Origin of the sequence: Azotobacter vinelandii CA (assembly GCF_000380335.1) — a bacterium.
GTDB classification, from domain to species: domain Bacteria; phylum Pseudomonadota; class Gammaproteobacteria; order Pseudomonadales; family Pseudomonadaceae; genus Azotobacter; species Azotobacter vinelandii.
Genome location: NC_021149.1, coordinates 4,405,006 through 4,430,497 on the forward strand (window position 1 = coordinate 4,405,006; position 25,492 = coordinate 4,430,497).

At 69.7% G+C, this 25,492-nt stretch carries 20 protein-coding genes; 4 read left to right on the forward strand and 16 right to left on the reverse strand.

What is annotated here, in order from left to right:
* Nucleotide 1: 1 nt before the first annotated feature.
* From AVCA_RS19850 to AVCA_RS19865, 4 genes are read right to left on the reverse strand one after another with little or no spacing between them, the layout of a single operon-like run.
* Nucleotides 2-982: an ABC transporter permease gene (locus AVCA_RS19850; RefSeq protein ID WP_012702848.1), complete on the reverse strand. Its 981-nt coding sequence runs from the start codon at nt 980-982 to the stop codon at nt 2-4.
* Nucleotides 963-2,513: a sugar ABC transporter ATP-binding protein gene (locus tag AVCA_RS19855; protein WP_012702849.1), complete on the reverse strand. Its 1,551-nt coding sequence runs from the start codon at nt 2,511-2,513 to the stop codon at nt 963-965. The genes AVCA_RS19850 and AVCA_RS19855 overlap by 20 nt, the downstream gene beginning before the upstream one ends.
* Nucleotides 2,510-3,517 carry a sugar ABC transporter substrate-binding protein gene (locus tag AVCA_RS19860; protein ID WP_012702850.1) on the reverse strand — a complete coding sequence of 336 codons (1,008 nt, stop codon included), beginning with the start codon at nt 3,515-3,517 and terminating at the stop codon, nt 2,510-2,512. The genes AVCA_RS19855 and AVCA_RS19860 overlap by 4 nt, the downstream gene beginning before the upstream one ends.
* Nucleotides 3,514-4,500 carry a sugar ABC transporter substrate-binding protein gene (locus tag AVCA_RS19865; RefSeq protein WP_012702851.1) on the reverse strand — a complete coding sequence of 329 codons (987 nt, stop codon included), beginning with the start codon at nt 4,498-4,500 and terminating at the stop codon, nt 3,514-3,516. The genes AVCA_RS19860 and AVCA_RS19865 overlap by 4 nt, the downstream gene beginning before the upstream one ends.
* 531 nt (nt 4,501-5,031) lie before the next feature.
* Between AVCA_RS19865 and AVCA_RS19870 the strand changes: the two genes are divergently transcribed.
* From AVCA_RS19870 to AVCA_RS19885, 4 genes are all read left to right on the forward strand, one after another.
* On the forward strand, nt 5,032-6,270 hold the full coding sequence (locus AVCA_RS19870; protein ID WP_012702852.1) for an acyl-CoA dehydrogenase family protein: 1,239 nt from the start codon (nt 5,032-5,034) through the stop codon (nt 6,268-6,270).
* A gap of 45 nt (nt 6,271-6,315) precedes the next feature.
* Nucleotides 6,316-7,560, forward strand: a complete 1,245-nt coding sequence (locus tag AVCA_RS19875) for an SfnB family sulfur acquisition oxidoreductase (protein ID WP_012702853.1) — start codon at nt 6,316-6,318, stop codon at nt 7,558-7,560.
* Between the two features lie 105 nt (nt 7,561-7,665).
* Complete coding sequence (locus tag AVCA_RS19880; RefSeq protein ID WP_012702854.1) at nt 7,666-8,625, forward strand: 2-hydroxyacid dehydrogenase; 960 nt, start codon at nt 7,666-7,668, stop codon at nt 8,623-8,625.
* A gap of 340 nt (nt 8,626-8,965) precedes the next feature.
* A complete protein-coding gene (locus tag AVCA_RS19885) occupies nt 8,966-9,328 on the forward strand; it encodes a BON domain-containing protein (RefSeq protein ID WP_012702855.1) in 363 nt (120 codons plus the stop codon).
* Between the two features lie 243 nt (nt 9,329-9,571).
* On the opposite strand, the gene AVCA_RS19890 is transcribed toward AVCA_RS19885, so the two are convergent.
* From AVCA_RS19890 to AVCA_RS19945, 12 genes are all read right to left on the reverse strand, one after another.
* Complete coding sequence (locus AVCA_RS19890; RefSeq protein ID WP_012702857.1) at nt 9,572-10,807, reverse strand: bifunctional 3,4-dihydroxy-2-butanone-4-phosphate synthase/GTP cyclohydrolase II; 1,236 nt, start codon at nt 10,805-10,807, stop codon at nt 9,572-9,574.
* An 862-nt stretch (nt 10,808-11,669) separates the two neighbouring features.
* Complete coding sequence (locus tag AVCA_RS19895) at nt 11,670-12,446, reverse strand: ABC transporter ATP-binding protein (protein ID WP_012702859.1); 777 nt, start codon at nt 12,444-12,446, stop codon at nt 11,670-11,672.
* A gap of 97 nt (nt 12,447-12,543) precedes the next feature.
* Nucleotides 12,544-13,884, reverse strand: coding sequence for an ABC transporter substrate-binding protein (locus tag AVCA_RS19900; protein WP_012702860.1), 1,341 nt, complete (start codon nt 13,882-13,884; stop codon nt 12,544-12,546).
* 91 nt (nt 13,885-13,975) lie between these two features.
* Nucleotides 13,976-15,316: an ABC transporter substrate-binding protein gene (locus AVCA_RS19905; RefSeq protein WP_012702861.1), complete on the reverse strand. Its 1,341-nt coding sequence runs from the start codon at nt 15,314-15,316 to the stop codon at nt 13,976-13,978.
* Nucleotides 15,317-15,359: 43 nt separating this feature from the next.
* The gene (locus AVCA_RS19910) at nt 15,360-16,718 is read right to left on the reverse strand and encodes an LLM class flavin-dependent oxidoreductase (protein WP_012702862.1); all 1,359 of its coding nucleotides are present in this window, start codon (nt 16,716-16,718) and stop codon (nt 15,360-15,362) included.
* A gap of 41 nt (nt 16,719-16,759) precedes the next feature.
* On the reverse strand, nt 16,760-18,094 hold the full coding sequence (locus tag AVCA_RS19915) for an ABC transporter substrate-binding protein (RefSeq protein ID WP_012702863.1): 1,335 nt from the start codon (nt 18,092-18,094) through the stop codon (nt 16,760-16,762).
* Nucleotides 18,095-18,155: 61 nt separating this feature from the next.
* Nucleotides 18,156-19,214 carry a branched-chain amino acid ABC transporter permease gene (locus AVCA_RS19920; RefSeq protein ID WP_012702864.1) on the reverse strand — a complete coding sequence of 353 codons (1,059 nt, stop codon included), beginning with the start codon at nt 19,212-19,214 and terminating at the stop codon, nt 18,156-18,158.
* 4 nt (nt 19,215-19,218) lie between these two features.
* A complete protein-coding gene (locus tag AVCA_RS19925) occupies nt 19,219-20,100 on the reverse strand; it encodes a branched-chain amino acid ABC transporter permease (RefSeq protein WP_012702865.1) in 882 nt (293 codons plus the stop codon).
* A 462-nt stretch (nt 20,101-20,562) separates the two neighbouring features.
* A complete protein-coding gene (locus tag AVCA_RS19930) occupies nt 20,563-21,351 on the reverse strand; it encodes an ABC transporter ATP-binding protein (RefSeq protein ID WP_012702866.1) in 789 nt (262 codons plus the stop codon).
* Entirely contained in the window at nt 21,348-22,307 is a 960-nt protein-coding gene (locus tag AVCA_RS19935) for an AMP-binding protein (RefSeq protein ID WP_012702867.1), read from the reverse strand. Before AVCA_RS19935 ends, AVCA_RS19930 begins: the two co-directional genes overlap by 4 nt.
* A gap of 300 nt (nt 22,308-22,607) precedes the next feature.
* Entirely contained in the window at nt 22,608-23,846 is a 1,239-nt protein-coding gene (locus AVCA_RS19940; RefSeq protein ID WP_012702868.1) for an acyl-CoA dehydrogenase family protein, read from the reverse strand.
* A gap of 17 nt (nt 23,847-23,863) precedes the next feature.
* Entirely contained in the window at nt 23,864-25,267 is a 1,404-nt protein-coding gene (locus AVCA_RS19945; RefSeq protein ID WP_012702869.1) for an LLM class flavin-dependent oxidoreductase, read from the reverse strand.
* Nucleotides 25,268-25,492 lie beyond the last annotated feature (225 nt).

The window sequence follows — 25,492 nt, forward strand, 5'->3', positions numbered from 1 at the left end:
CTCAGGGCTCCTTGCGCGACAGGCCGGACAGGGCGACCACCAGCAGGATCAGCACGCCCTGCAGGCCGTTGACCCAGAAGCTGGAAATGTTCAGCAACTGGAAACCGTTGATCATGAAGCCCACCAGCAGGGTCGCCAGCAGCGTCCCGCCGATGCTCGGCCGCAGGCGCCGGGAGAAGATCGTGCCGAGGAAGGCGATGGCCACCACCGACAGCAGCATCTCCCCGGACCCCGTGGTGCTGCCGCTGAACCAGGCCGCCGAGCAGAACGCCGCGAGGCTGCCGCACAGGCCGCTGATCAGGTAGCTGGCGAACACATGGCGGCGCACCGCGATGCCGGCGGCATGCGCCGCCTCCGGGTACTCGCCGACGGCGTACAGGCGCAGGCCGAAGGGCGTGCAGTCGATCAGCAGGATCAGCAGCGCGGCGACCCCCAGCAGCACCCAGGCCAGCGCCGGCACGCCGAGCCAGACGCCGAAGGCCAGCCATTCCAGCAGCGGCGAGGCGCTCGGCAGCACGGTGTTCTCGGTCAGCACCAGCTCCAGCCCGGCCACCAGGTTCATGCTGGCCAGGGTCGCCAGCAGCGGCGGCAGGCGGAAGCCGACCACCACCAGGCCGTTGAGCAGGCCCACCGCCAGCCCCGTGGCGAGGGTCAGGCCGATACCGGCGAAGGCGCCGTAGCCGGCATTGTCGAGGGTCGCGTAGACCGCCGCGGAAAGCCCCAGGTTGGCCGCCACGGACAGGTCCAGCCCGCCGGACAGCACGTTGGAGCCGCCGCCGACGATCACCGTGGTGAGGCCGAAGGCGAGGATGCCGAGGATCGCCGACTGGGCCAGCACGTTGGCCAGATTGCCCGGCGCCAGGAAGTTCGGCGCGCCCAGGGCGAAGACCAGGAGGATGGCGGCGAACGCCAGCAGGGCGCCGCGGCGCAGCAGCAGCGTGCCCAGGCGCGGGCGGGCCGCTTCAACCGGGGATGGATTCATGGACGGAAGTCTCCTGCTGTGCGACGGCGCCGGTGGCGACGGCCAGCAGCTTGTCGCTGTCCGCCTCGCCGGCCTCGAAACGGGCGGCGATCCGCCCGCGGTGCATGACGTGGATGCGCTCGCAGAGGCCGAGCAGCTCCGGCAGGTCGGACGAGAGGATCAGCACCCCGGCGCCCTCCCTGGCCAGTTCGCCGATCAGCCGGTAGATCTCCGCCTTGGCGCCGATATCGATGCCGACGCTGGGCTCATCCAGCAGGTACAGGCTGGAACGGCGGGCGAACCACTTGGCCAGCGCCACCTTCTGCTGGTTGCCGCCGCTGAGCTGGCGCACGGTGGCCTGCGGGCCGGCGCTCTTGATCCGCAGCCGCTCGATCAGGCCGAGCGTCTCGCGCCGCTCCGCGCGTCGCGACAGCAGGCCGAAGCGGGAGAAACGCGGCAGTGCCGCCAGGGTGACGTTCTCCTGCACGCTCAGGTCCAGGGCCACGCCCTGCCGGCGGCGCTCCTCGGGCAGCAGCGCGATGCCCTCGGCCACCGCCTGGCGTGGCGTGCGCAACGCCAGCGGACGGCCGTCCAGGCGCACCTCGCCGGTATCCGGCGGGGCCAGGCCGAACAAGCTCTTCAAGAGCTCCTTGGCGCCGGAACCGACCAGCCCGGTGAGGCCGACCACCTCGCCGCGGCGCACCCTCAGGTCGATGTCGCGATAGGCCCGCCCGCGTCCCAGGCCGCGCACCTCCAGCAGCGGCGCGCCGGGCGCCGGCGCGCTCTTCGGGTACAGCTCGCCGACCTCGCGGTTGACCATCAGCCGGGCGATCCGCTCCGGCGAAGTGGCGCGTGGATCGACCTCGGCCACGTCGCGGCCGTTGCGCAGCACCGTCACCCGGTCGCAGAGCGCCTCGATCTCCTGCAGGTAGTGGGAGATGTAGACGATCGCCAGGCCCTCGTCGCGCAGGCGGCGGACGATGCACAGCAACCGCTCCACTTCGCTGCGCACCAGCGCCACGCTGGGCTCGTCGAAGACCAGCACGCGCGGCTTGACGATCAGCGCGCGGACGATCTGCAGCACCTGCTGTTCGGCGCTGCTCAGTTCGCCGACCAGCGCGCCGGCCGGCAGGCGCAGGCCGAACCAATGCTCCAGCAGGCGCTCGGCCTCGCGCCGCTGGGCGCGGCGGTCGAGCCAGGGGCCGAGCCGGCGTTCCTGGCCGAAGAACAGCGCCTCGTCGACCGTGAAGCCGGCCGGCAGCAGGCGCTCCTGGTGGATGAAACGGATGCCCAGGCGCTCCACCTGGCGCGGATCGAAATGCGCATGCGCGCGGCCGTCGACCAGCAGGCTGCCGGCGTCCGGCCGGTGGATGCCGGCCAGCACCTTGATCAGCGTCGACTTGCCGGCGCCGTTCTCGCCCACCAGCCCGTGCACGCTGCCGCGCCGCACGCGCAGGCTGGCGCCGTCCAGCGCGCGGGTGGCGCCGAAGCGCTTGACGATGCCGCGCAGTTCCAGGACGACCGCCTGCGGCGGCGTTTCGGCGGCGCTCATGCGTCGCCCCGGAGACGCTTGACCTCGTCGACGTTGTCCGCGGTGGTCAGCAGGGTGTCGACGAAGGTTTCCCGCGGCAGATCGCGCTCACCGGCCAGGTAGCGGGCGACGTTGTGCACCGCGATGCGGCCGATCAGCGCCGGCTGCTGCGCCACCACCGCCGCCACCGGACTGTCCGGCCGTTTGAGCAGTTCCAGCACCTCGGGCGTGCCATCCACGCCGTAGGTGCGGATCTCTTTGCGCCCGGCCTCGATCAGCGCCTGGCTGGCGCCGAGTTGCGGCAGGTCCCAGGCGGTCCAGATGGCGTCGATTTCGCCCTTCGGGTACTTGTTGAGCAGCGCGGCGACCTGCGCGCGGGCGTCCTGCACGGTGTTGGGGATGACGTCGCGCAGCTCCGGCTGGAGGAATTCGATCTGCGGGTAGTACTTGGTCACCAGCCTCAACTGGTCGTAGCGGATACCGCAGCTCGGCACCCCGTAGAAACCGTTGAAGACCAGCACCCGGCCCTTGCCGCGCAGGTCCGCCACCAGCTTCTTGGCCAGCACCAGTCCGGTGCTCCAGTTGTCCGCCGACACCGTGTTGACGGCGTGCTGCGAGGGCACCTCGATGGTGAACAGCGGGATGCCGGCGGCGGCGATGCGCTTGAACCAGGGATCGATGATGCTCAGGGTGCCGAGGGTGTGGATCACCGCGTCGGGCTTCTGGGTCACCAGGTTCTGCAACTGGGTGACCAGCGCCTTGTCGTTGCGCCCGGCGTCCAGGGTGATCGGCGTGCCGCCCAGGCGCCGCACCTCCTCCACCTGCGCCTGGAAGGCGCGGCTGTCGAAATAGATGCTGGTGCCCACGGTGCTGATGGCGATGCGCTTGCCGGCCAGCGAGGGCGCTTCGCCCTCCGCTGCGGCTTGCGTCGTGGCCCGCGCCAGGGGCGCGGCCAGCCCCAGCGCCAGCAGCGCCGAGGAGGCGCCGAGCAGGGCGCGCCGGGAAATGCCGTCGTGTTCGTTCATTGGTCGCCTCGCAGTCGGTTGACTTGGTCCAGGTTGTCGCGGGTGGTGAGCAGCGTCGCCACGTGGGTTTCCTTCGGCAGGTCGCGCTGACCGGCCAGATAGCGGGCGACGTTGCGCACCGCGGTGCGGCCGATCAGCTCCGGCTGCTGGGCGACCACCGCGCCGACCGGCGAATCCGCCCGCTTGAGCAGTTCCAGCACCTCGGGGGTGCCGTCGACGCCGTAGGTGCGGATCTCGCTGCGCCCGGCGTCGATCAGCGCCTGGCTGGCGCCGAGCTGGGGAATGTCCCAGGCGGCCCAGATCGCGGCGATCTCGCCCTTCGGGTACTTGTTGAGCAGCGCGGCGATCTGCGCGCGGGCGTCCTGCACGGTGTTGGGGATGACGTCGCGCAGCTCCGGCTGGAGCACCTTCAGCCCCGGCCGGGCGGCCAGCACCTTCTGCAGTTCGTCGTAGCGGATGGCGCACACCGGCACGCCGTAGAAACCGTTGAACACCAGGATGTTGCCCTGGCCGCCGGTGTCCTGCGCCAGTCGCTCGGCCAGCGCGCGGCCGGCCGCGTGGTTGTCGGAGGTGGTGTTGTTGAGGCTGTACTGCGAGGGCACGTCGATGGTGAACAGCGGGATGCCGGCGGCGCTGATGCGCCTGAGCCAGGGATCGATGACGCTCAGGGTGCCGAGGGTCTGGATCACCGCGTCGGGCTTCTGGGTCACCACCGTTTGCAACTGGGTCACCAGGTTGCGGTCGTTGCGCCCGGCGTCCAGGGTGATCGGCGTGCCGCCCAGGCGCTTTATCTCGTCCACCTGGGCCTGGAACGCCTTGATGTCGAAGTAATGGCTGGTCCCGGTCATGCTGACCGCGATGCGCTTGCCGGCCAGGGACGGCACCTGTGCGCCGTCGTCGGCCGGGGCCGGCGCGGCGCCCAGCAGCAGGGAGAACAGGGTGAGCAGGCGCAACGGCGCCCGCAGGCGGGTGAGCGGATTCATGGGGGGTCCTTGTGTACGGGGCACTGGCGCTACCGGAGCGGCAGCCGCCGGAAGCCACGGAGCAGAGCCCGTGCCAACCGGGAAAACCCCGAGCGATCAACGACTTGGCGAACGGCGCCAAGCCCCCGCGCTGTCCCCGCCGGGGCAAGTTGCTGAACGAGTGCTGCGCGACGGACAGCCACGGGCGTGGGCACGGCGCTTCGGCTGTCGCCAGAGCCTGGGTGGATGGCCGAAGCCATCCACCGTGGTGGGCAAGCCTGCGGCGTTGCCCACCCTACGACTGCGCGATGGACAACGGGGCTTCGGATGGCCATCCGCTGGCATGGCTCCCGCCAGGACAGCGCGGCGCTGTTGCCCTGGCCGCAGTCCGCCAGCAAGTTGCCCCGCAGGCAACAGGGAAAACCGCCCGAAAATAGCTGGAGCCCGCATGAATGCCGGGTTCGGCGAGTGGGCATGGCCTGTGCAGAAGGCTTGCCAACAGCCCGGCGGCCCGTACGGTCGCCGCGATCGGTCCAACTCAGGAGCCTTCCCATGACCGCCCAGCAACATCCGCTAGCTCTATCCACCGGCACCGACTACGAACGCCTGGCCGAGCGTTTCCGGCCGATCTTCGCGCGCATCGCCGAAGGCGCCGTCGAGCGCGAGCGCAGCCGCGGCCTGCCCTACGAACCGCTCAAATGGCTCACGGAAGCCGGCTTCGGCGCCGTGCGCGTGCCGCTGGAATACGGCGGCGCCGGCGCCTCGCTGCCGCAACTGGTGCAACTGCTGATCGAGCTGGCCGAGGCCGACTCCAACGTGCCGCAGGCGCTGCGCGGCCACTTCGCCTTCGTCGAGGACCGCCTCAACGCCCACGCCGAGGCCCGCCAGGACAAGTGGTTCCGGCGCTTCGTCGCCGGCGAACTGGTCGGCAACGCCTGGACCGAGGTCGGCGCGGTGAAGATCGGCGAAGTCGGCACCCGGGTCAGCCGCCGGGGCGACCAGTGGGTGGTCAACGGCCACAAGTACTACAGCACCGGCAGCATCTTCGCCGACTGGATCGATGTGTACGCCCAGCGCGACGACGACGGCCGCGACGTGATCGCCGCGGTCAGCACCCACCAGAGCGGCGTGCGGCAAAGCGACGACTGGGATGGCTTCGGCCAGCGCACCACCGGCAGCGGCAGCTCGGTGTTCGACGACGCGGTGGTCGCCGAAGAGAACATCATCGACTTCTCCAGCCGCTTCAAATACCAGACCGCGCTCTACCAACTGGTGCTGATCGCCGTGCTGGCCGGCTCCGGGCGCGGCGCGCTGCGCGACTTCGCCAGCGAGGTGCGCCAGCGCACGCGCATCTACAGCCACGGCAACGCACCGCGGGTCAGCCAGGACGCGCAGATCCAGCAGGTGATCGGCAAGGCTGCCGCCCTGGTCTACGCCGCCGAGGCCACCGCCCTGCGCGCCGCCGTCCCGGCCCAGCGCGCCTACGAAACCCGCTTCGGCGGCGACGAGCGGGCCGAGCACGACGCCAACGTCGCCGCCGAACTGGAATCGGCCAAGGCCCAGGTGGTGATCGCCGAGCTGATCCTGCGCGCCACCAGCGACCTGTTCAACGCCCTCGGCGCCTCCGCCACCAGCGAGGCCAGGCAGCTCGACCGCCACTGGCGCAACGCGCGCACCGCCGCCTCGCACAACCCGCTGATCTACAAGGAACGCATCGTCGGCGACTGGGAGATCAACGGCACCGAGCCGCCCTACGTCTGGCAGATCGGCAGCGGCCCGAGCGCCGCCTGAGCCGGCTTCCCCTTCACCGAACGTCATGCACGAAAGGAAATCCCCATGAGCGAACCGCAAGCCCCGGCCCGCCCGGCCGATCCCTACCTGCAAGCGCTGCCGCAGCAGCCGGCGCATCGTATCCGCAGCGACGCCGAGGCCATCGAGATCGCCCGCGCCCTGGCCGCCGACTTCGCCCGCGAGGCGGCCCAGCGCGACCGCGAGCGGCGCCTGCCGGTGGCGGAACTGAACGCCTTCTCGCAGAGCGGCCTGTGGGGCATCACCGTGCCCCGCAGCCATGGCGGCGCCGAAGTCAGCTACCGGACCCTCGGCGAAGTCATCAAGACCGTCGCCGCCGCCGACCCGTCGCTGGCCCAGTTGCCGCAGAACCACCTGGCCATCGTCGACCACATCCGCCTCGACGGCAGCGAGGAGCAGAAACGCTACTTCTTCGGCCTGGTACTGGACGGCGTGCGCTTCGGCAACGCTTTCTCCGAGCGCAACAGCCGCACCGTGGCCGACTTCGAGACGCGCCTGAGCCCGGACGGCGAAGGCTTCTTCCGGGTCGACGGGCAAAAGTTCTACTCCAGCGGCGCCCTGCTCGCCCACTGGGTTCCCACCGTCGCGGTGGACAGCGAGAAACGCGCCTTCCTGGCCTTCATCCGGCGCGACGCCGAGGGACTGGAGGTGATCAACGACTGGTCCGGCTTCGGCCAGCGCACCACCGCCAGCGGCACCGTGCTGGTGAACAAGGTGCGCGTCCCGGCCGGGCACCTGCTGCCGGTCCACCAGGCCTTCGAGCGGCCCACCGCCGCCGGGCCGATCTCGCAATTCCTGCAGGCCGCCATCGACGCCGGCATCGCTCGCGGCGCGCTGGCCGAGACCCAGGAACAGGTGCGCCGCCACGCCCGCCCCTGGCTCGACTCCGGCCTCGAACACGCCTGGCAGGACCCCTACACCCTGCAGCAGATCGGCGACCTGCAGATCCGCCAGCGCGCCGCCGAAGCGGTGCTCGACCTGGCCGCCGACAGCATCCAGCTCGCCGTCGCCAATCCCGACGAGGACACGGTGGCCGCCGCCTCCATCGCCGTGGCCGAGGCCAAGGTGCTCACCACCGAGGCGGCCATCCTCGCCAGCAACAAGCTGTTCGAGCTGGCCGGCACCCGCTCCACCCTGGAGGAGTACAATCTCGACCGCCACTGGCGCAACGCCCGCACCCACACCCTGCACGATCCGGTGCGCTGGAAGTTCAGTATCATCGGCGACTACTACCTCAACGGCGTCAAGCCGGCGCGCCACCCCTGGCTGTAGAAGACCCTCCCGCCGCCTCCGGGCGGCGGAGGCTTCGCCAATGCGCAACTGTGGCGGCGGGCGACGGACGCTAAGCTGGGCCCGTCTTCCCCACGAGAAACCGCCATGCAGCCCAGCCTTCTCCTCGCCTCACGTGTTTCCGAATCCTTTCATCAACGCCTGCGAGCCCGCTTCGGGGTGATCGAGGCGGCGAGCGCCGACTTCGACGCGGCGGTCGCCGCCCTAACGCCGGAGCTGGCCGGAGACATCCGCATCGTCGTCGCCTTCGGCTCGACGCGCATGCCGGCGGCATCACTGGCCCGGCTGCCGCGCCTGGAACTGATCTGCTGCCTGGGCAGCGGCTACGACGGCATCGACCTGGATCACGCCAGGCAGCGCGGCATCGTCGTGACCAACAGTCCCGCGGCGAACGCCGCGAGCGTGGCCGACCTGGCGATGGGCCTGCTGATTTCCAGCGTCAGGAACCTGCCCGCCGCCCGCCAGTACCTGGAAGCCGGGCGCTGGCAGGGCAATGCCGGCGAGCGCATGCCGCCCGTGCGTGGCCTGGGCGGCCGCCGGCTGGGCATCTGCGGCCTGGGCGCCATCGGCCTGAACGTCGCCAAACGCGCCGCGGCCTTCGACATGGAGGTCGGCTACCACGGCAGGACGGCCCGCCCGGAACATCCCTATCCCTACTTCGAGTCCATCCTGCGGCTGGCCGAATGGGCCGACGTGCTGGTCGTCTGCCTGCGCGCCGACGCCGCCACCTACCACGCGATAGACGCCGCCGTGCTGCGGGCGCTGGGCCCGCAGGGGTTCCTGGTCAACGTCTCGCGCGGCACCACGGTGGACGAGCAGGTCCTGCTGGAAGCCCTGAAAAACGGCTGGATCGCCGGCGCCGGGCTGGATGTCTACGAGCACGAGCCGGCGATTCCCGCCGAACTCTTCCGGCTCGCCCACGTGACCCTGACGCCACACATCGGCGGCGCCACCCTCGAAGCGGCGCAGGAACAGGAAGCCTGTGTCCTGGCCAATATCGAGGCGTACGCGGCGGGACAGCCGCCGCGCACGCCGGTACCGCTGTAGCCGCCCCGGCGGCGGCCGGGAAAGCGCGGAACCGGCAGGCGCCCGGCCGGCCGCGATGACCCCTGCGACTCGGGGCCCGTTTTCCCGAGTCGCTCTTCCATTTCGCCCTTGCCATTCGAGCGCGAATCCGCCGCGAACGCCCGGAACGACGGGAAAGTTCGCTGGCGCATCATCGAATGCCGAATGACAGCGGAACCCGGGACAACCCGATTGCAAACCGATGGCGAAGTGGAACCCGCCATTCGGCGGCCCGGACTTTCACAGAACTTACCAAGTCCCGAGGGAGTCCATGGTTGTGTTGACACGCTGTAATTCCCCGAGAAGAACAGGAGTGAACACCATGAAAAAACACCCTTGGGCCTATGTCGCCATCACTGCCGCCACGGTTTTCGGCCTGTCGATGGGTACTGGCGCCAGCGCCGCCGAATCCCGGCAGACCCAACCGGTAATGCTCGCCGCCGATACCATGGAAAAAGCCGGAGACGCGGTTTCCGACACCTGGATCACCAGCAAGGTGAAATCCACCTTCCTGGCCGACAGCGATCTCGACGGCATGGATATCAAGGTGGAAACCAACCAGGGCGTGGTGTCACTGTCCGGCACGGTCAGCAGCGAGGCCGAGAAAGACCTGGCCATCCAGAAAGCCAAGAGCATCAAGGGCGTGAAGGACGTATCCGCCGATGCCCTGCTGGTGGCCGAGTAAGCGCCGGGCCTTCCGGGACCTCATGCGCTCCCCTGGCGACGGGGAAGCGAAGTCGAGGGGGCGTGGCTGGCAGCGCCCTCGTTCGCGACACCTTCGCTCACCGTCGCCAAGCGCGGATGAACCCGCCCCAAGCGTGGCGCCCCGGAACGAATCCGTTCGCGATGCTTCGACTTCCGTCGCCGCCCCCACAGCCTTCCCCGCCGGCGAGCAGCCGGACACCCGGCAAGCGCCGGCCCGCCGATATCAGGCCCGACGCGGTACGGCCAGCGACAGCGCCAGGCGGTGTCCCAGGCGCTCGCGCTTGGTTTCCAGATAGCGCTGGTTGGCCGGGTTGGCGGGCACTTCGTGGGCCAGCCGGCGCTGCACCTCGATGCCCAGATCCTCCAGGGCGCGGGCCTTGGCCGGATTGTTGCTGAGCAGTTGCACCGAACGCACGCCCAGGTGCCGGAGAATGGCGGCGGCGGCCCGATAGTCGCGGGCGTCCACCGGCAGGCCGAGGGCCCGATTGGCTTCCACCGTGTCCAGCCCGCCGTCCTGCAGGGCGTAGGCGCGCAGCTTGGCGGCCAGGCCGATGCCGCGGCCCTCGTGGCCGGTGAGATAGAGCAGCGCGCCGCGGCCTTCGCGGGCGATGCGCGCCAGCGCCAGGTCGAACTGTTCGCCGCAGTCGCAGCGCAGCGAGCCGAACGCGTCGCCGGTCAGGCATTCGGAATGCAGACGGGTCAACAGCCCCTCGCCCGCCACCTCGCCGGCGAGCAGCAGCGGGTATTCGCCGCCCTGGTAAGCGTAGAGATGCAGGCGGAATTCGCCGTGGCGGGTCGGCAGGCGGGTTTCGGCGAGCAGTCGCGGCTCCGGCGCCTGCGCACGGCGCCAGGCGATGAGTTGCTCGATGCTGACGATCGGCAGGCCGTGTTCGCGGGCGAAGACCAGCAGTTCGGGACGCCGCGCCATGCCGCCGTCGTCGTTGACGATCTCGCAGAGCACACCGGCCGGCCGGCGCCCGGCGAGCACGGCCAGGTCCAGCGCCGCCTCGGTGTGGCCGGGACGCTCCAGCACGCCGCCGGCCCTGGCGCGCAGCGGGAAGATATGGCCCGGCCGGGCGAAGTCGTCCGGCCGCGAAGCCGGGTCGGCCAGGGCGTTGAGGGTCGCCGCGCGGTCGGCGGCGGAAATCCCGCTGCTGGTGCCGTGGCGGTAGTCGACGCTGACGGTGAAGGCGGTCTGCCGGGACTCGCTGTTGGCCTCGACCATCAGCGGCAGTTCGAGCGCATCGAGACGCTCGCCGGGCAGCGCGACGCAGACCAGGCCGCTGCTGTGGCGGACCAGGAAGGCCATTTGTTCGGGAGTGATGGCATCGGCGGCGATGATCAGATCGCCCTCGTTCTCGCGCTCGGTGTCGTCGACCACGACGACGAATTCGCCGCGGGCGATGGCGGCGATGGCGGCCTCGACGCTGTCGAACGAGGCTTCGGCAAGGATTGGCATGGCATGTCGACCTGTACGGGGAAAGCGGGGGCGCCCGCGGGCGCCGGTGGATGGGTCGAGCAGGAGCAGGTTGCGTGCCAGCCGCGCGGGGCGCGGATTTCCGGGGCTGGCCGGACAGCAACAGCGGGCGGACTGTTGCGCTGGCGACAGTCCGTGCGAATGCTGTTGCCCGATGCACACTCCCCTCTCCCCGACCCTCTCCCGCAAGCGGGAGAGGGAGAAGGCCCCCGGTGCCGCTGGGGCGAAGTCCATCTCGACGCCCGGATCGTCGGCGCCACCTTGCATGCTCCCCTCTCCCCATGGGAGAGGGGCCGGGGGTGAGGGAAAACCGCCAGCGCCCTCTCCCCGGCCCTCTCCCGCAAACGGGAGAGGGAGAAGGCCCCGGTGCCGCGTACCGGGGCACAGTCCACCCCGACGCCCGGATCGTCGGCGCCGCCTTGCACGCTCCCCTCTCCCCGTGGGAGAGGGGCCGGGGGTGAGGGAAAACCGCCCAGCGCCCTCTCCCCAGCCCTCTCCCGCAAGCGGGAGAGGGAGAAGGCCCCGGTGCCGCGTACCCGGACGAAGTCCATCCCGACGCCCGGATCGCCGGCGCCACCTTGCACGCTCCCCTCTCCCCGTGGGAGAGGGGCCGAGGGTGAGGGAAAACGGCCCAGCGCCCTCTCCCCAGCCCTCTCCCGCAAGCGGGAGAGGGAGAAGACCCCGGTGCCGCGTACCCGGACGAAGTCCATCCCGACGCCCGAATCGTCGGCATCGCCTTGCATGCTCCCCTCTCCCCGTGGGAGAGGGGCCGGGGGAGAGGGAAAACGGCCAACGCCCCGCCCCGACTCACACCAGAGGGAAACCGAAAGCCTGGTGAGATGCCCTACCCGGCCTTGCCGCCCAGGTAGAAGTGCTGGATATCCTCCCGCGCGGCCAGTTCCTGCGCCGCGCCCTCGCCCACCACCCGGCCGTTCTCCAGGATGTAGGCATGGTCGGCATGCCGCAGGGCGACGTTGATGTTCTGTTCGGCGACCAGGAAGCTCATGCCCTCCTTCTCGTTGAGCTGGGCGACGATCTCGAAGATTTCTTCGACGATGATCGGCGCCAGCCCCATCGACGGCTCGTCGAGCAGCACCAGCGTCGGCCGGGTCATCAGCGCGCGGCCGATGGCCAGCATCTGCTGTTCGCCGCCGGAGGTCAGCCCGGCCTGGGTCTTGCGCTTGGTCTTCAGGCGCGGGAACCAGGCGTAGATGCGCTCCAGTTCCCGCTCCAGCTCCTGCCGGCTCGGCCCGCGCAGGAAGCCGCCGCTGCGCAGGTTCTCCTCGATGGTCAGGTGGGCGAAGACGTGGCGGCCTTCGAGGACGTGGACGATGCCGCGCCGCGCCAGCAGGTTGGGCGCCACGCCGGCGGTGTCTTCGCCGAGAAAGCGGATGCTGCCGCGGCTGACCCGGGCGCGGTCGGCCTGAACCAGGCCGGAGATGGCCTTGAGGGTGGTGCTCTTGCCGGCGCCGTTGGCGCCGAGCAGGGCGACGATGCCGCCCCGCTCGACGCGCAGCGACACGCCGGCCACGGCGAGGATGGCGCCGTCGTAGATCACTTCGATGTCGTTCACCGCCAGCAGTTCGGCGGGGCTGGCGGCGGGTCGGGTCTGGTTGCTCATGGGAGTGTCCTCTGCGTGGAAAGCGGCACCGGCGGTGCCGATGGTGGGCAAGGCTGCGCCGTTGCCCACCCTACGGTTCGCGGTCTGGCGGGCGGACTCAGTTCGCCGTGGCGCAATCGCGCGGGGTGATGCTTTTCTCCTTCGCGTAGGCGGCGGACTTGGCCTCGATCAGCGGCCGCAGGGTGTCGCGGTCGGCCTGCACCCAGTCGCTGACCAGCACCCATTTCTCGCCGTCCCATTGCTGCACGCGGGCGGCGCCGCCGCCTTCGTGGTCCGCGCAGCTCACCTGCAGGGGTTGCAGCAGGCCGTCGAAGCCGATCTGCTTCAGGCGCGCCGCGTCGACCTTGAGGTGCTCGAAGGCCCAGCGCCCTTCCTCGCCGTTCAGCGGCCGGTTGCCGAACTTCGCCTGACCGGCGTGCAGCGCCTCGACCACGATGGCCGCGTTGACCAGGCCGATGTTGTAGTAGACCTTGCCGAAGTAACTCGGGTCCTTGAGGTCGCTCTTGCCCTTGTCGAGGATCTGCTCGCGCAGGCGCTTGTGGATCTCGAAGCCGTCGCCGCCGGGGAACGGCGCCAGCGCCTGGTAGCCCTTGGCGGCGGCGCCCGCCGGGATCACGTCGGCCTCGGAGCCGGCCCAGACGTCGCCGATGATGCGCTCGACCGGGAAGCCGAAGCGCGCGGCGGTCTTGATCGCCACCGGGGTCGACACGCCCCAGGTGCGCAGGAACACCCAGTCCGGCTGGAGCTGGCGCACCTGGCGCCACTGCACCGACTGTTCGTTGCCGGGGTGGGCCACCGGGATCTGGATGTTCTCGAAGCCGTACTTCTGCGCCAGCAACTCGATTGCCGCCTGGGTTTCCCGGCCGTAGGGCGAGTCGTGGTAGACGGTGGCGATCTTCTTGCCCTTGAGCTTGTCGAAGCCGCCTTCGCGCTGGGCGATGTAGTTGATGCCCACCGAAGCCTGGCCGTAGTAGGTGAGCAGCAGCGGGAAGGCGTAAGGGAACACGCTGCCGTCGGTGGATTCGGTGCGCCCGCCGGCCGGGTCGATCAGCGGGATCTTGTCCGCCGCGCCCTTCTCCATCAGCGCGTAGGAGGCCGGGGTGCTGTGGGTGAGGAAGAAGGCCACCGGCGCGCCGTCGCGGCCGTTCTTGAAACGCTCGTAGCACTCGACGATGCGGTCGGTGCTCCATTCGGTCTCGCATTCCTGCCAGGCGATCTTCACGCCATTGATGCCGCCCTCCACCTCGTTGACGTAGCGCAGGTAGTCGATGGTGCCGGCCCACCAGGGAATGCCGCTGGAGGCATAGGGGCCGACGCGGTAGGTGGCCAGCGGAACGAACTGCTCGTCCGGCGCCGCCAGGGCGGTCGCGGGCAGGGCGGTATGGGCGCCGAGGGCGAGGGCGGCGCCGGCGAGGACGCGGCGCAGGGAGTCACGCATGATGATTCACTTCCAGGGGTCGATGATCGGGGTCTGTCGGGGTTCTGGCTTGCCCATCTCCCGTGGCCGGGTCGAGGGCGGGTGTGGCTTCTCAGCCGTCGGCGCGGCAGTCGCGCGGCGCGATGCCCTTTTCCTTGGCGTAGACGCCGGACTTGGCTTCGATCAGCGGACGCAGGGTCTGGCGGTCGGCCTGCACCCAGTCGGTGATCAGCTTCCAACTGCTGCCGTCCCACTGCTGCACCTTGGCCGCGCCGCCGCCCTCGTGGTCCGAGCAGGACAGCCTGAGCGGCTGCATCAGGCCGTGGAAACCGATGGCCTTGAGCCGGGCATCGTCGATGTCCAGGTGCTCCAGGCCCCAGCGGCTCTCGTCGCCGTCGAGCGGGCGCTTGCCGAATCTGGCCTGCCCGGCGCGGATCGCCTCGACGGCGATGGCCGCGTTGACCAGCCCGGAGTTGTAGTAGACGCTGCCGAAGCTCTTCGGGTCCTTGAGGTCGCTCTTGCCCTTGTCGAGGATGTGCTCCTTGATCTTTTTGTGGATCTCGAAGTCGGCGCCGCCCGGATAGGGGGTGAGCGCCAGGTAGCCTTTGCCGGCCGGGCCCGTGGGCAGCACGTCCTCGTCGGAGCTGGCCCAGATGTCGCCGATGATGCGCTCCACCGGGAAGCCGAAGCGCGCCGCGGTCTTGATCGCCACCGGGGTGGACACGCCCCAGGTGCGCAGGAACACCCAGTCCGGCTTCGCCTGGCGCACCTGGCGCCACTGCGCGGACTGCTCGTTGCCCGGATCGGCCACCGGGATCTGGATGTTCTCGAAGCCGTACTTCTCGGCCAGCAGCGCCAGCGGCCCCTGGGTTTCCCGGCCGTAGGCGGAGTCGTGGTAGACGGTGGCGATCTTCTTGCCCTTGAGCTTGTCCAGGCCGCCCTCGCGTCGGGCGATGTACTCGATCACCGCCGAAGCCTCGCTGTAGAAGGTCAGCATCACCGGGAAGTTGTAGGGGAACACACTGCCGTCGGTGGCCTCGGTGCGCCCGTAGCCCAGGGTGATCAGCGGGATCTTGTCGGCCGCGGCCTTGTCGGCCAGGGCGTAGGCGGCCGGCGCGCCGTTGGGCTGGTAGACCGCCACCGGCGCGCCGTCCAGGCCGTTCTTGAAGCGCTCGTAGCACTCGATGCCCTTCTCCGCCGTCCACTCGGTCTCGCATTCCTGCCAGACCAGCTTGACGCCGTTGATGCCGCCCTCCACCTCGTTGATGTAGCGCAGGTAGTCGATCATCCCGGCCCATACCGGAATGCCGCTGGAGGCGTAGGCGCCGACCCGGTAGGTGGCCAGCGGGAAGAACTGCTCGTTCGGCGCCGCCAGGGCGCTGCCGGGCAGGGCGTGGTGGACGCCGAGGGCCAGCAGGGCCACGGCGAGCTTGCGTTTCAGGGATGAGGACATGGGTTGCTTTCCGGAACCAGGAGTTGTCGGTGAATGATCCGCATCACCCCCGGCGCCGCTGGGCGGCGGCCGGGTGGCGTTCGTTGAGATGCGCGGGACGGCCGGGGAACAGCCGCTCGCGCAGGGTGCCCGGCGCGTATTCGCGCTGCGCCAGGCCGCGTTTCTGCAGTTCGGGGATGAGTTGCTCGGCCACCTCGCGGAAGGTGCCGGGCAGGGTCTGGTAGATGACGTTGACGCCGTCGATCCCCGCGTCCTGCCAGCGCTCCAGCTCGTCGGCGATGGACTCCGGCGAGCCGACCAGGCGCGTGCCGGCGTAGGCGCGCGCCAGATCCGCCACCGTGGCGCGCTGGCCGGGATTGGCCTCCTCGAAGAAGCGCAGGATGCCCTGCACGCCCTCGACCTCCAGCTCGTCGATGGGCTGCTCGGGCTCCAGCAGGCCGAGGTCGATGCCGAGGTCGCGGCTGATGTGCGCGGCCAGCCCGTCGACGCAGAGCAGTTCGTCCAGCTCCCGCGCCTTGCATTGCGCTTCTTCCTCGCTGCTGCCGACGACGAACGACAGCCCCTGGATGAACAGCAGGTCGTCGGCGCGCCGGCCGGCGCGCCGCACCTGCCCGCGCACGTCCTCGATCAGCCGCCGCGCGCCTTCCGGGTGGCGGCTGGCGATGAAGGTCGCTTCGGCGTTGCGCGCGGCGAAGGCCCGTCCGGCGTACGAGGCGCCGGCCTGGAACAGCGCCGGCGTGCGTTGCGGCGAAGGCTGGCTGAGATGCGGTCCGGCGACCTTGTAGCGTTCGCCCTGGTGGTGGATGCGGTGCACCTTGAGCGGATCGGCGTAGATCCCCGCGCGCCGGTCGGCGCGCACCGCATCCTCCTCCCAGGAGCCTTCCCACAGCTTGTAGACCACCTCCATGTATTCCTCGGCCCAGGCGTAGCGCCGGTCGTGGGCGACGATGCGCTCGAAGCCGAAGTTCTGCGCGGCGTTGTGGCTGACGCTGGTGACGATGTTCCAGCCGACGCGCCCCTTGCTCAGGTGATCCAGGGTCGAGGCGCGGTGGGCGAAGTTGAACGGATGGTCCTGGAGGATCGAACTGGTGAAGACCAGACCGAGGTCGCGGGTGGCGCCGATCAGCGCGGCGATCAGCGTCGAGGAATCGTTGATCGGCACCTGCACCGCACCGCGCAGGTAGGTGTCCCAGTTGCCCTGGTAGGACGGGTCGATGCCGATCACGTCGGCCAGAAACAGCGCGTCGAAATGGCTGCGCTCCAGCAACTGCGCCAGCTCGACCCAGGTTTCCAGGTCGTTGAAATGAATCTGCTGGCTGTCCGGGTGGCGCCACAGTCCGTGGTAGACGTGCGACACGGTGTTCATCGCGAAGCCGTTGAGAATCAGGCGTTTCCTGCTCATGGTGATCTCCGGCGCCCGAGGCGCGAAAAGGGAATCTCGGTCTACAAGGGCCGGCCGCAGTCGCGCGGGGCGATGCCCTTCTCCTTGGCGTGGCGGGCGGCGCCGGCGTCGATCAGCGGACGCAGCAGGTCGCGCTCGGCGACCACCCAGTCGCTGACCACCGTCCATTTCTGTCCGTCCCACTGCTGCACGCGCACCGAACCGCCGCCCTCGTGGTCGTCGCAGGTGACCTCGAGCGGTTGCAGCAGGCCCGTGGCGCCGAGGGCGGCGATGCGCGGCTCGTCCAGGCTCAGGTTCTCGAAGCCCCAGCGGGCTTCCTCGCCGTTCAGGGCCTTGACGCCGTATTTCTCCTGGGTCTTGCGCAGCGCCTCGACCATCAGGATTCCCTGCATCACGCCGGAGTTGTAGAACACGCTGCCGAAGCTGTTCTTGTCGCGCAGGCTGCTCTTGCCGGCGTCGACGACCGCCTTGCGGATGCCCTGCAGTACGGGGAAATCGGTGCCGCTGGGGTTCGGGGTGATCGCCTTGTAGCCCTTGGCCGAGGCGCCGGCGGGAATCACGTCCTCTTCCGAGGCCGACCAGATGTCGCCGATCAGCCGCTCGGCGGGCAGGCCGAAACGCACCGCGGTCTTGATCGCCACCGGCGTCATCACCCCCCAGCCGCGCAGGAACACGTAGTCCGGCTTGTGCTGGCGGATGCCGCGCCACACCGCGGTCTGCTCGTTGCCGGGCAGCGGGATCGGCACCTGGATGTCCTCGAAGCCGTACTTCTCGGCCAACAGCTTCATCGAAGCGATGGTTTCCCGGCCGGGCGGCGAGTCGTTGTAGGCGGTGACGATCTTCTTGCCCTTGAGCTTGTCCGCCCCGCCCTCGAGCTGGGCGATGTAGTTCACCACCGAGGACGACTGGCTGTAGAAGTTGGCCATGATCGGGAAGTTGTAGGGGTAGACCGCGCCGGCGGTGGCATCGGTGATGCCGTAGCCGATGGTCACCAGCGGAATCCGGTCCTGCTCGGTGCGCTCGGCCAGCGCCGCGGCGATGGGCCCGGACAGCGGGAAGAAGAACGGCGTGGGTGAGCCGTTGCGGCCGTTCTTCATCTGCTCGTAGCACTCCACGCCCTTGTCGGCCAGCCAGCCGGTCTCGCACTCGCTCCAGGTCAGCCGCACGCCGTTGATGCCGCCCTGGGTCTCGTTGACGTAGGTCAGGTAGTCGATGATGCCGTCGAACAGCGGGATGCCGCTGGAGGCGTAGGGGCCGACGCGAAAGCTCGGCAGCGGAATGTACTGTTCGAGGTCGGCGGCCCGGGCCGGCGGCGCGGCCTGGAGGGCGAGCGCCAGGGCGCCGGCGCCCAGGGTGCATTGCAGGGTCTTGCGCATGTCGTTCTCTTTCTCGGGTTGCGCGTCTCCTTCCCGTCGCCGGGTCAGGCGGTCGTCGGGTTCAGAATCTCAGGGGCCAGGCTTTCAGCCGTTCGCCCAGGTTGGCCAGCAGGCGGATCAGTCCCTCCGGTTCCTTGACCAGGAACCAGATGATCAGCACGCCGAAGATGATCTTCTGCAGGTTCTGCAACTGGCCGGCGTCGACGTTGCCGCCCAGCAGGCCCTGGCCGATCTGGTTGAGCAGCAGCGGCAGCAGGCTGATGAAGGCGGCGCCGACGAAATTGCCGGCGATGCTGCCCATGCCGCCGATGATGATGATGAACAGGATCTGGAACGAACGGTTGATGTCGAAGCTGCCGGCGCTGGCGGTGCCCAGGTAGGCGAAGGCCCAGAGCGCGCCGGCCACGCCCAGGTAGAAGGAGCTGACGGCGAAGGCCAGGCGCTTGTAGCCGTCCACCGGGATGCCGATCACCGCGGCGGCGGTGTCCATGTCGCGGATCGCCATCCAGTTGCGGCCGATCTGGCTGCGCACCAGGTTGACCGCCACCCAGGTCAGCAGCGTCACGCAGCCCAGCACCAGCAGGTAGCGGCCGGCCGGCGCGTGCAGGTCGAGGCCGAACAGCTCCAGGCGCGGCGCGCTGATGGTTCCCGAGGAGGCGTGGTTGTAGAACCAGGGGAACTTGGTGAACACCCATTCGAGGAAGAACTGTGCCGCCAGGGTGGTGACCATCAGGTAGAAGCCCTTGATGCGGTTGCTGGGGATGCCGAACACCAAGCCGACCGCCGCGGCGATCGCCCCGCCGCCGGCCAGCGCCAGCGGCAACGGCAGCCCCGGCACGCGCAGCAGCAGGCCGTAGCTGGCGAAGGCGCCGACCGCCATGAAGCCGGCCGCGCCCACCGAGGTCTGCCCGGTGTAGCCGGTCAGCAGGTTGAGGCCGAGCCCGGCCAGCGACAGCACCAGGAAGGGGATCAAGATCGCGTTGAGCCAGTAGTCGTCGCCCAGCCAGGGCACCAGGACGAAGGCGACCGCCAGCAGGATCGCCAGCGGCCAGGGCGCGCGGCGCTCCTGCAGTTCCAGCGGGGCGCCGTCGTGGGAAGCGGGAAGGTGAGTCGTGGTCATGGCGTCACACTCGTTCGATGGCGCGCTCGCCGAACAGGCCGGCGGGGCGGATGTAGAGGAAGACCAGGGCGAGGAAATAGGCGAACCAGGGGGTGATGCCGCCGCCGATGTACGGGCCGAGATAGACCTCGGCGAGGTTTTCCGCCGCGCCGACGATCAGCCCGCCGGCGATGGCCCCGCCGATCGAGGTGAAGCCGCCGATGATCAGCACCGGCAGCGCCTTGAGCACCACCAGCGACAGCGAGAACTGCACGCCCTGGCGCGCGCCCCAGAGGAGTCCGGCGACCAGCCCGACGACGCCGGCCACCGCCCAGACGATCTGCCAGATGCGGTTGAGGTTGATGCCGATGGACAGCGCGGCGCGGGTGTCGTCGGCCACCGCGCGCAGCGACACGCCGATCCGCGTGCGGTTGAACAGCAGCGCCAGCACCGCCACCAGCACTGCCGCGGTAGCCGCCGCCACCAGGTCGAACTGGCTGACCATCACCTCGCCGAGAAACAGCGGCACGTCCTCGATACCGAGATCCAGCGCGCGTACCTGGGCGCCCATCAGCCCCTGCGCCAGCCCCTCGATGACGAACGACAGGCCGAGGGTGGCCATGAACAGGGTGATCTGCGAACGGTTGACCAGCGGGCGCAGCACCGTGCGCTCGATGACGATGGCGCCGATGGCCATCACCACCACGGTGAGCAGCAGCGCCAGGGCGAAGGGCAGCCCCTGCTCCTGCAGGCTGACGAAGGTCAGCGCGGCGAACAGCAGCATGGCGCCCTGGGCGAAGTTGAACACGCCGCTGGCCTTGTAGATCAGCACGAAGCCGATCGCTACCAGCGAATACATGGTGCCGGCGAGCAGGCCGCCGATCAGGGTTTCCAGAAAGAAAGTCATCTCGACTCCTGAATATTTTCCTCGTCCACCTGTGGGAGAGGGAAAACGAAAAGCGCCCTCTCCCCGGCCCTCTCCCGCAGGCGGGAGAGGGAGAATTGGCTTGCCATTTCCCTCCGTCCACCTGTGGGTGAGGGAAAGCGAAAAGCGCCCTCTCCCCGACCCTCTCCCGCAAGCGGGAGAGGGAGAATTGGCTTGCCATTTCCCTCCGTCCACCTGTGGGTGAGGGAAAGCGAAAAGCGCCCTCTCCCCGGCCCTCTCCCGCAGGCGGGAGAGGGAGAATTGGCTTGCCATTTCCCTCCGTCCACCTGGGGGTGAGGGAAAGCGAAAAGCGCCCTCTCCCCGGCCCTCTCCCGCGAGCGGGAGAGGGCGAATTGACCCCTCGTCCCCCTGTGGGAAGGAAGCGGCTCCGACACTCCCCTCGCCCACTTGTGGGAGAGGGGCCGGGGGAGAGGGAGAAAGCCGCTAATGCCGCGTCCCCAGGTAAGCGGCGATCACCTCGGGATTGGCCTGCACCTCGGCCGGCGTGCCGTCGCCGACCTTGCGCCCGTAGTCGAGCACCACCACGTGGCCGGACAGGCCCATGACCACCTTGATGTCGTGCTCGATCAGCACCACGGTGGTCCCCAGGTCGCGGTTGACGTCGGCGATGAAGCGGCTCATCTCCTGCTTCTCCTCGGCGTTCATCCCGGCCATCGGCTCGTCGAGCAGCAGCAGGCGCGGTTCGGCGATCAGCGCGCGGCCCAGTTCGACGCGCTTCTGCAGGCCGTAGGCGAGGCTGCCCACCGCCACCTCGCGCCAGGGTTGCAGTTCGAGAAATTCGAGGATCGCCTCGGCCCGCTCGCGAAACCGGCGCGCCTCGCGGCGCGCGTCCGGCAGGCCGAGGGCCTGGGCGAAGAAGCCGCTGCGCATGTGCCGCGAAAGGCCGGTGAGCAGGTTGTCGATCACGCTCATCTTCTTGAACAGGGCGTTGTTCTGGAAGGTGCGGCCGATGCCGCGGCGCGCCGCCTCCAGCGGGTGGATACGGCGGAAATGCTCGCGCTCGAAGACCACCTCGCCGGAATCCGGCCGGTACACGCCGTTGAGGATGTTCAGCAGCGAACTCTTGCCGGCGCCGTTGGGGCCGATCAGCGCGCAGATCTCGCCGCGGCGCACCTCGAACGACAGGGCGTTGATCGCCTTGACGCCCTTGAACGACAGGGAGATGTCGCGGACTTCGAGGATCGCCTCGGCGGCGGAAACGGCGGCATTCATGCGACCTGCTCCCGCGTCGCGAGCCGGACCGGCGACGGCCGCGCCAGCGGCGGCGGCAGGTCGCCGGGCAGGATGCGTTCGAGACGCTGCAGGCCGAGCAGCCCGCGCAGCCGCGCCGCGATCCAGCGCCGCGCGCCGCGCTCGGGGTCTTGCAGGGCCCAGTCGCTCAGGCGCCGCGTCCAACTGCCGGCGGGCGCCAGGCGCCGTTCGATCTCGGCCTCCAGCGCCTGCCGGCGGCTTTCCGAGAGCAACAGGCCGGTGGGCGCGATGTCGCGGCGGTCGCGCGCCGCCGACTCGCTGTTCTCCGGGAAGGCGAAACCGGTGCCGCTGTCCAGCCAGTGACGCAGCAGCAGGCCCAGGCCCTCGGGCCACTCGGTGCCCTCCTCGCTCCACAGCGTTTCCTGGTCGCGGACTTCACTCCACGGCAGCGGCAACGGCGCGAGCGGCCCGCCTCCGTCCAGCGCGGCCAGCGGCAGCACCCGGCAATTGCCCTGGCGGCGCTGCGCCGAGCGGGCGGAAAACACCAGCAGTTCGTGCGGCAGATCCCGCGCGGCATCCAGCCAGCGCGACACGCCCTCGCGGCTCTGCACGAAGGCATGGCTCGGCCGCAGGCGCAGCAGCAGGTCGCGCAGCTCGTCGCCCGCCGCCAGCCGGCAGGCGGAAACCACCCGGCCACCGGCGGCCCTGGCCGCCAGGGCGAGCAGGATCGCCGTCGGCTCCAGGGCGCCGCTCAGCGCCAGGCGCGAGCCGGGCCCGAAGCCCTGGCGCTGCAGCGCCAAGCCCAGCCGGGCGACCTCATGCTGCGCATCGACCCAGCGCCAGGCCTTCCAGCGGCCGTGGCGCTTGTGGCGCAAGGCGATCCGCAGCGGCCGCTCGGCGGCCCAGCGCCCCAGGCGTTCGAGGGCATCGTCGGGCAGGACATCGAGTCCGGGCGGATTCGGCTCGTGCACGCTCATTGGCATTCCTCCCGGCGGGCGGGCGCCCGCCTTGCAAGTGACTTCCCGTGCCGCAGGGCACGCCTGTGGAGTCGGTTGCAGAGCCCATGCCAAAACACAATCCTTTGATATACATGGAATTTTTCCGGTATTTCGGGCGGCTCGGCTGATGCTCGGGGCACAGCCTGCTGATCGGCTGTTGCCTGCCGGACAGTTGCCGGCGCCGTTTCTCCCGCCGCGGGCGGAACGAAAAAAGCCGGCGGCGCATGACTGCGCCGGCCGGCCACGGGGGAAGTACCTGCGGTTCGCGCCGAGGGCGTCTCAGAAATAGGCGTTGCGCGGCAGCTCCCGGCCGTTCACCTCGTAGTCGCCGATGGCCCGCGCCTTGTAGAGCGTCGGGTTGTGCGAGGCCAGGGTGCGGACGTTGCGCCAGTGCCGGTCGAGCTGCGCCGACTGGCGCGCCGCCGAGGAACCGCCGACCTCGAACAGCAGGCTGGCCGCGCGCAGGGCCAGGGCATCCACGCTGACCTTGGCCTGCGCCGCGCGCAGCGAGGATTCGTGGCCGAGTTGCGGATCGACCTCGCCACCGACGCCGGAGGCGAAGGCGCGGTCCAGCGCGTCCGCCGCCGCCAGCACTATGGCCTCGGCGGCGAAGGCCGTGCTCGACAGTTCGCCGACCACCTGCAGCAGTTGCGGGTCCTCCGCCGGCCGGGCGGCCGCGGCGTGGCTGAAGGTTCGCGCCCGCCCGTGCAACAGCGCCGCGGCATCGCTCACCACGTTGCGCAGGATGCCGGCGATGACGCCGTGCAGATAGAGCTGCGCCAGCGCGTTGAACTGGTTCGCCGTATCGCGCCGGACCACCTCGTCGGCCTCGACCCGCACGTCGTCGAAGTGGGTCGTGCCGCTGCCGGTGTACTTCTGGCCGATGCCGTCCCAGTCGTCGACGATGCGCAGCCCCGCCCGTCCGGTCGGGACGATCGCGCCGGCCGGGCTGCCGTCTTCGAGGGAAGCGGTCACGTACACCCAGTCGGCGTACAGGGTGCCGGTGCTGAAGTACTTGGTGCCGTTCAGGCGGAAGCCGTCGCCGTCCGGCGACAGGCGCGTCTCGAACGCGTAGTTGCCCACGGGTTTGCTCGACAGCTCGGTGTAGGCGTTGCCGAAGATTTCCCCGGCCGCCACCCGGCGCAGGCGTTCGTCGCGCACGGCGCCGGCCGGCGCGCGCAGGAACTCGTCGGTCAGCAGGTAATGCGCGCGCAGGATGTGCGCGACGTCCGGATCGGCCTCGGCCAGGCGAATGACCACCCCGAACAGTTCGCGCAGGCTGGCGCCACCGCCGCCGCTCTCGCGCGGCAGGCGCAGCGCGCCCAGCCGCGCCCGGCGGATCAGCGCCAGGGCGCGCCAGGGATGGCCCTCCTGGCCGGGCTTGCGGCGTTCCTCGGCATCCCGGGCGATTTCCGCCAGCAAGGGTTCCAGTTCCGGGGCGTCGGGTCCCAGGGGACCGTCGAAGGCCGCTTCCGCCGCAGCGCCACCGGTCTTCGCCAAAAGCGTCTGGCTCGTCATGCTTCGCTCCTCCGCCATCAGGCGCCGACCGATTCGGGGCGCTGCGCGCGCAGCGCCGCCAGGTCGCGGTAGCGGGCACCCGGATGGTTGTCCGGCAGGCGGGGACCCGCGCCGAACAGTTTCTCGCGCAGGGTTCCCGGCGCGTAGTCGGTCTTGAACACGCCGCGTTTCTGCAACTCGGGCACCAGCAGCTCGACCACGTCGACGAAGGTTTCGTGGCTGACCGCGTAGGCCAGGTTGAAGCCGTCCACGTCGGTTTCCTCGACCCACTCCTGCAACTGGTCGGCCACGGTCTGCGGGCTGCCGACGAACAGCGGGCCGAAGCCGCCGATACCGACCCAGTCGGCCAGTTCCCTGACCGTCCACTGCTTGCTCGGATCGGCCGTGGAGAAGGCTTCGACCGCCGACTGGATGGCGTTGGTATGGATGTGCTTGAGCACCTGGTCGGGCTGGTACTGGCCGAAGTCCAGCCCGGTCCAGCCGGAGATCAGCGCCAGCGCGCCCTCGTAGCTGACGTACTGCTTGTAGTCGCGCCACTTGGCCTGGGCCTCGGCGTCGGTCTCGCCGAGGATCACCGTCTGCAGGTTGAGGATGCGGATCTGGTAGGGGTCGCGTCCGGCCTCGACGGCGCGCTGGCGGATGTCCGCCACGGTCTTCTTGAGCACGGCCTTGGACGGCGCGGCGACGAACACGCATTCGGCGTGCTCGGCGGAGAAGCGCCGGCCGCGGCTGGAGGCGCCGGCCTGGAAGAGCACCGGGGTACGCTGCGGCGAGGGTTCGCAGAGGTGGATGCCGGACACCTGGAAGTGTTCGCCCCGATGGTCGATCTCGTGGACCTTGGCCGGATCGGTGAACAGCCGGCGCTCGCGGTCGCGGATCACCGCGCCGTCTTCCCAACTGCCTTCGAGCAGCTTGTAGATCACTTCCAGGTATTCGTCGGCATGGTCGTAACGCTCGTCGTGACCGCTCAGCGCCTGCTGGCCGAGGCTGCGCGCGCCGCTGTCCAGGTAGGAGGTGACGACGTTCCAGCCGACGCGGCCCTTGGTCAGGTGGTCCAGGGTCGACAGGCGGCGGGCGAACGGATAGGGATGCTCGAAGGCCAGCGAGGCGGTCAGGCCGAAGCCGAGGTGTTCGGTGACCAACGCCATCGGCGTGATCAGCGCCAGCGGATCGTTGACCGGCACCTGGGTGGACTGGCGGATCGCCGCCTCGCCGTTGCCGTTGAGCACGTCGTAGATGCCGATCACGTCGGCGATGAAGATGCCGTCGAGCTTGCCGCGTTCGAGCAGCCTGGCCAGGTCGGTCCAGTACTCCAGGTCCTTGTACTGCCAGGCGCGGTCGCGCGGGTGCGCCCAGAGGCCGGGGGACTGGTGACCGACGCAGTTCATCTCGAAAGCGTTGAGGACGATTTTGCGGGACATGAGGTTCTCCTAGGGATGCGCGAAGGCGACTGCACCGGCGATGCCGCCGGCGCTGGCTGTCTGCACTGTTTCAGGAACCGTGCCACCCTAAAAAACTTCTTATATTCAATAAGATACGACGCAGGCGAAGCGCCGGCCGGTTTTGCCTGGGATACAGTCTGCTGATCGACTGTTGGGCCGCGCACACTTGCCAGGCAAACACTGTCGGCGGATGTCCGCCGGCGG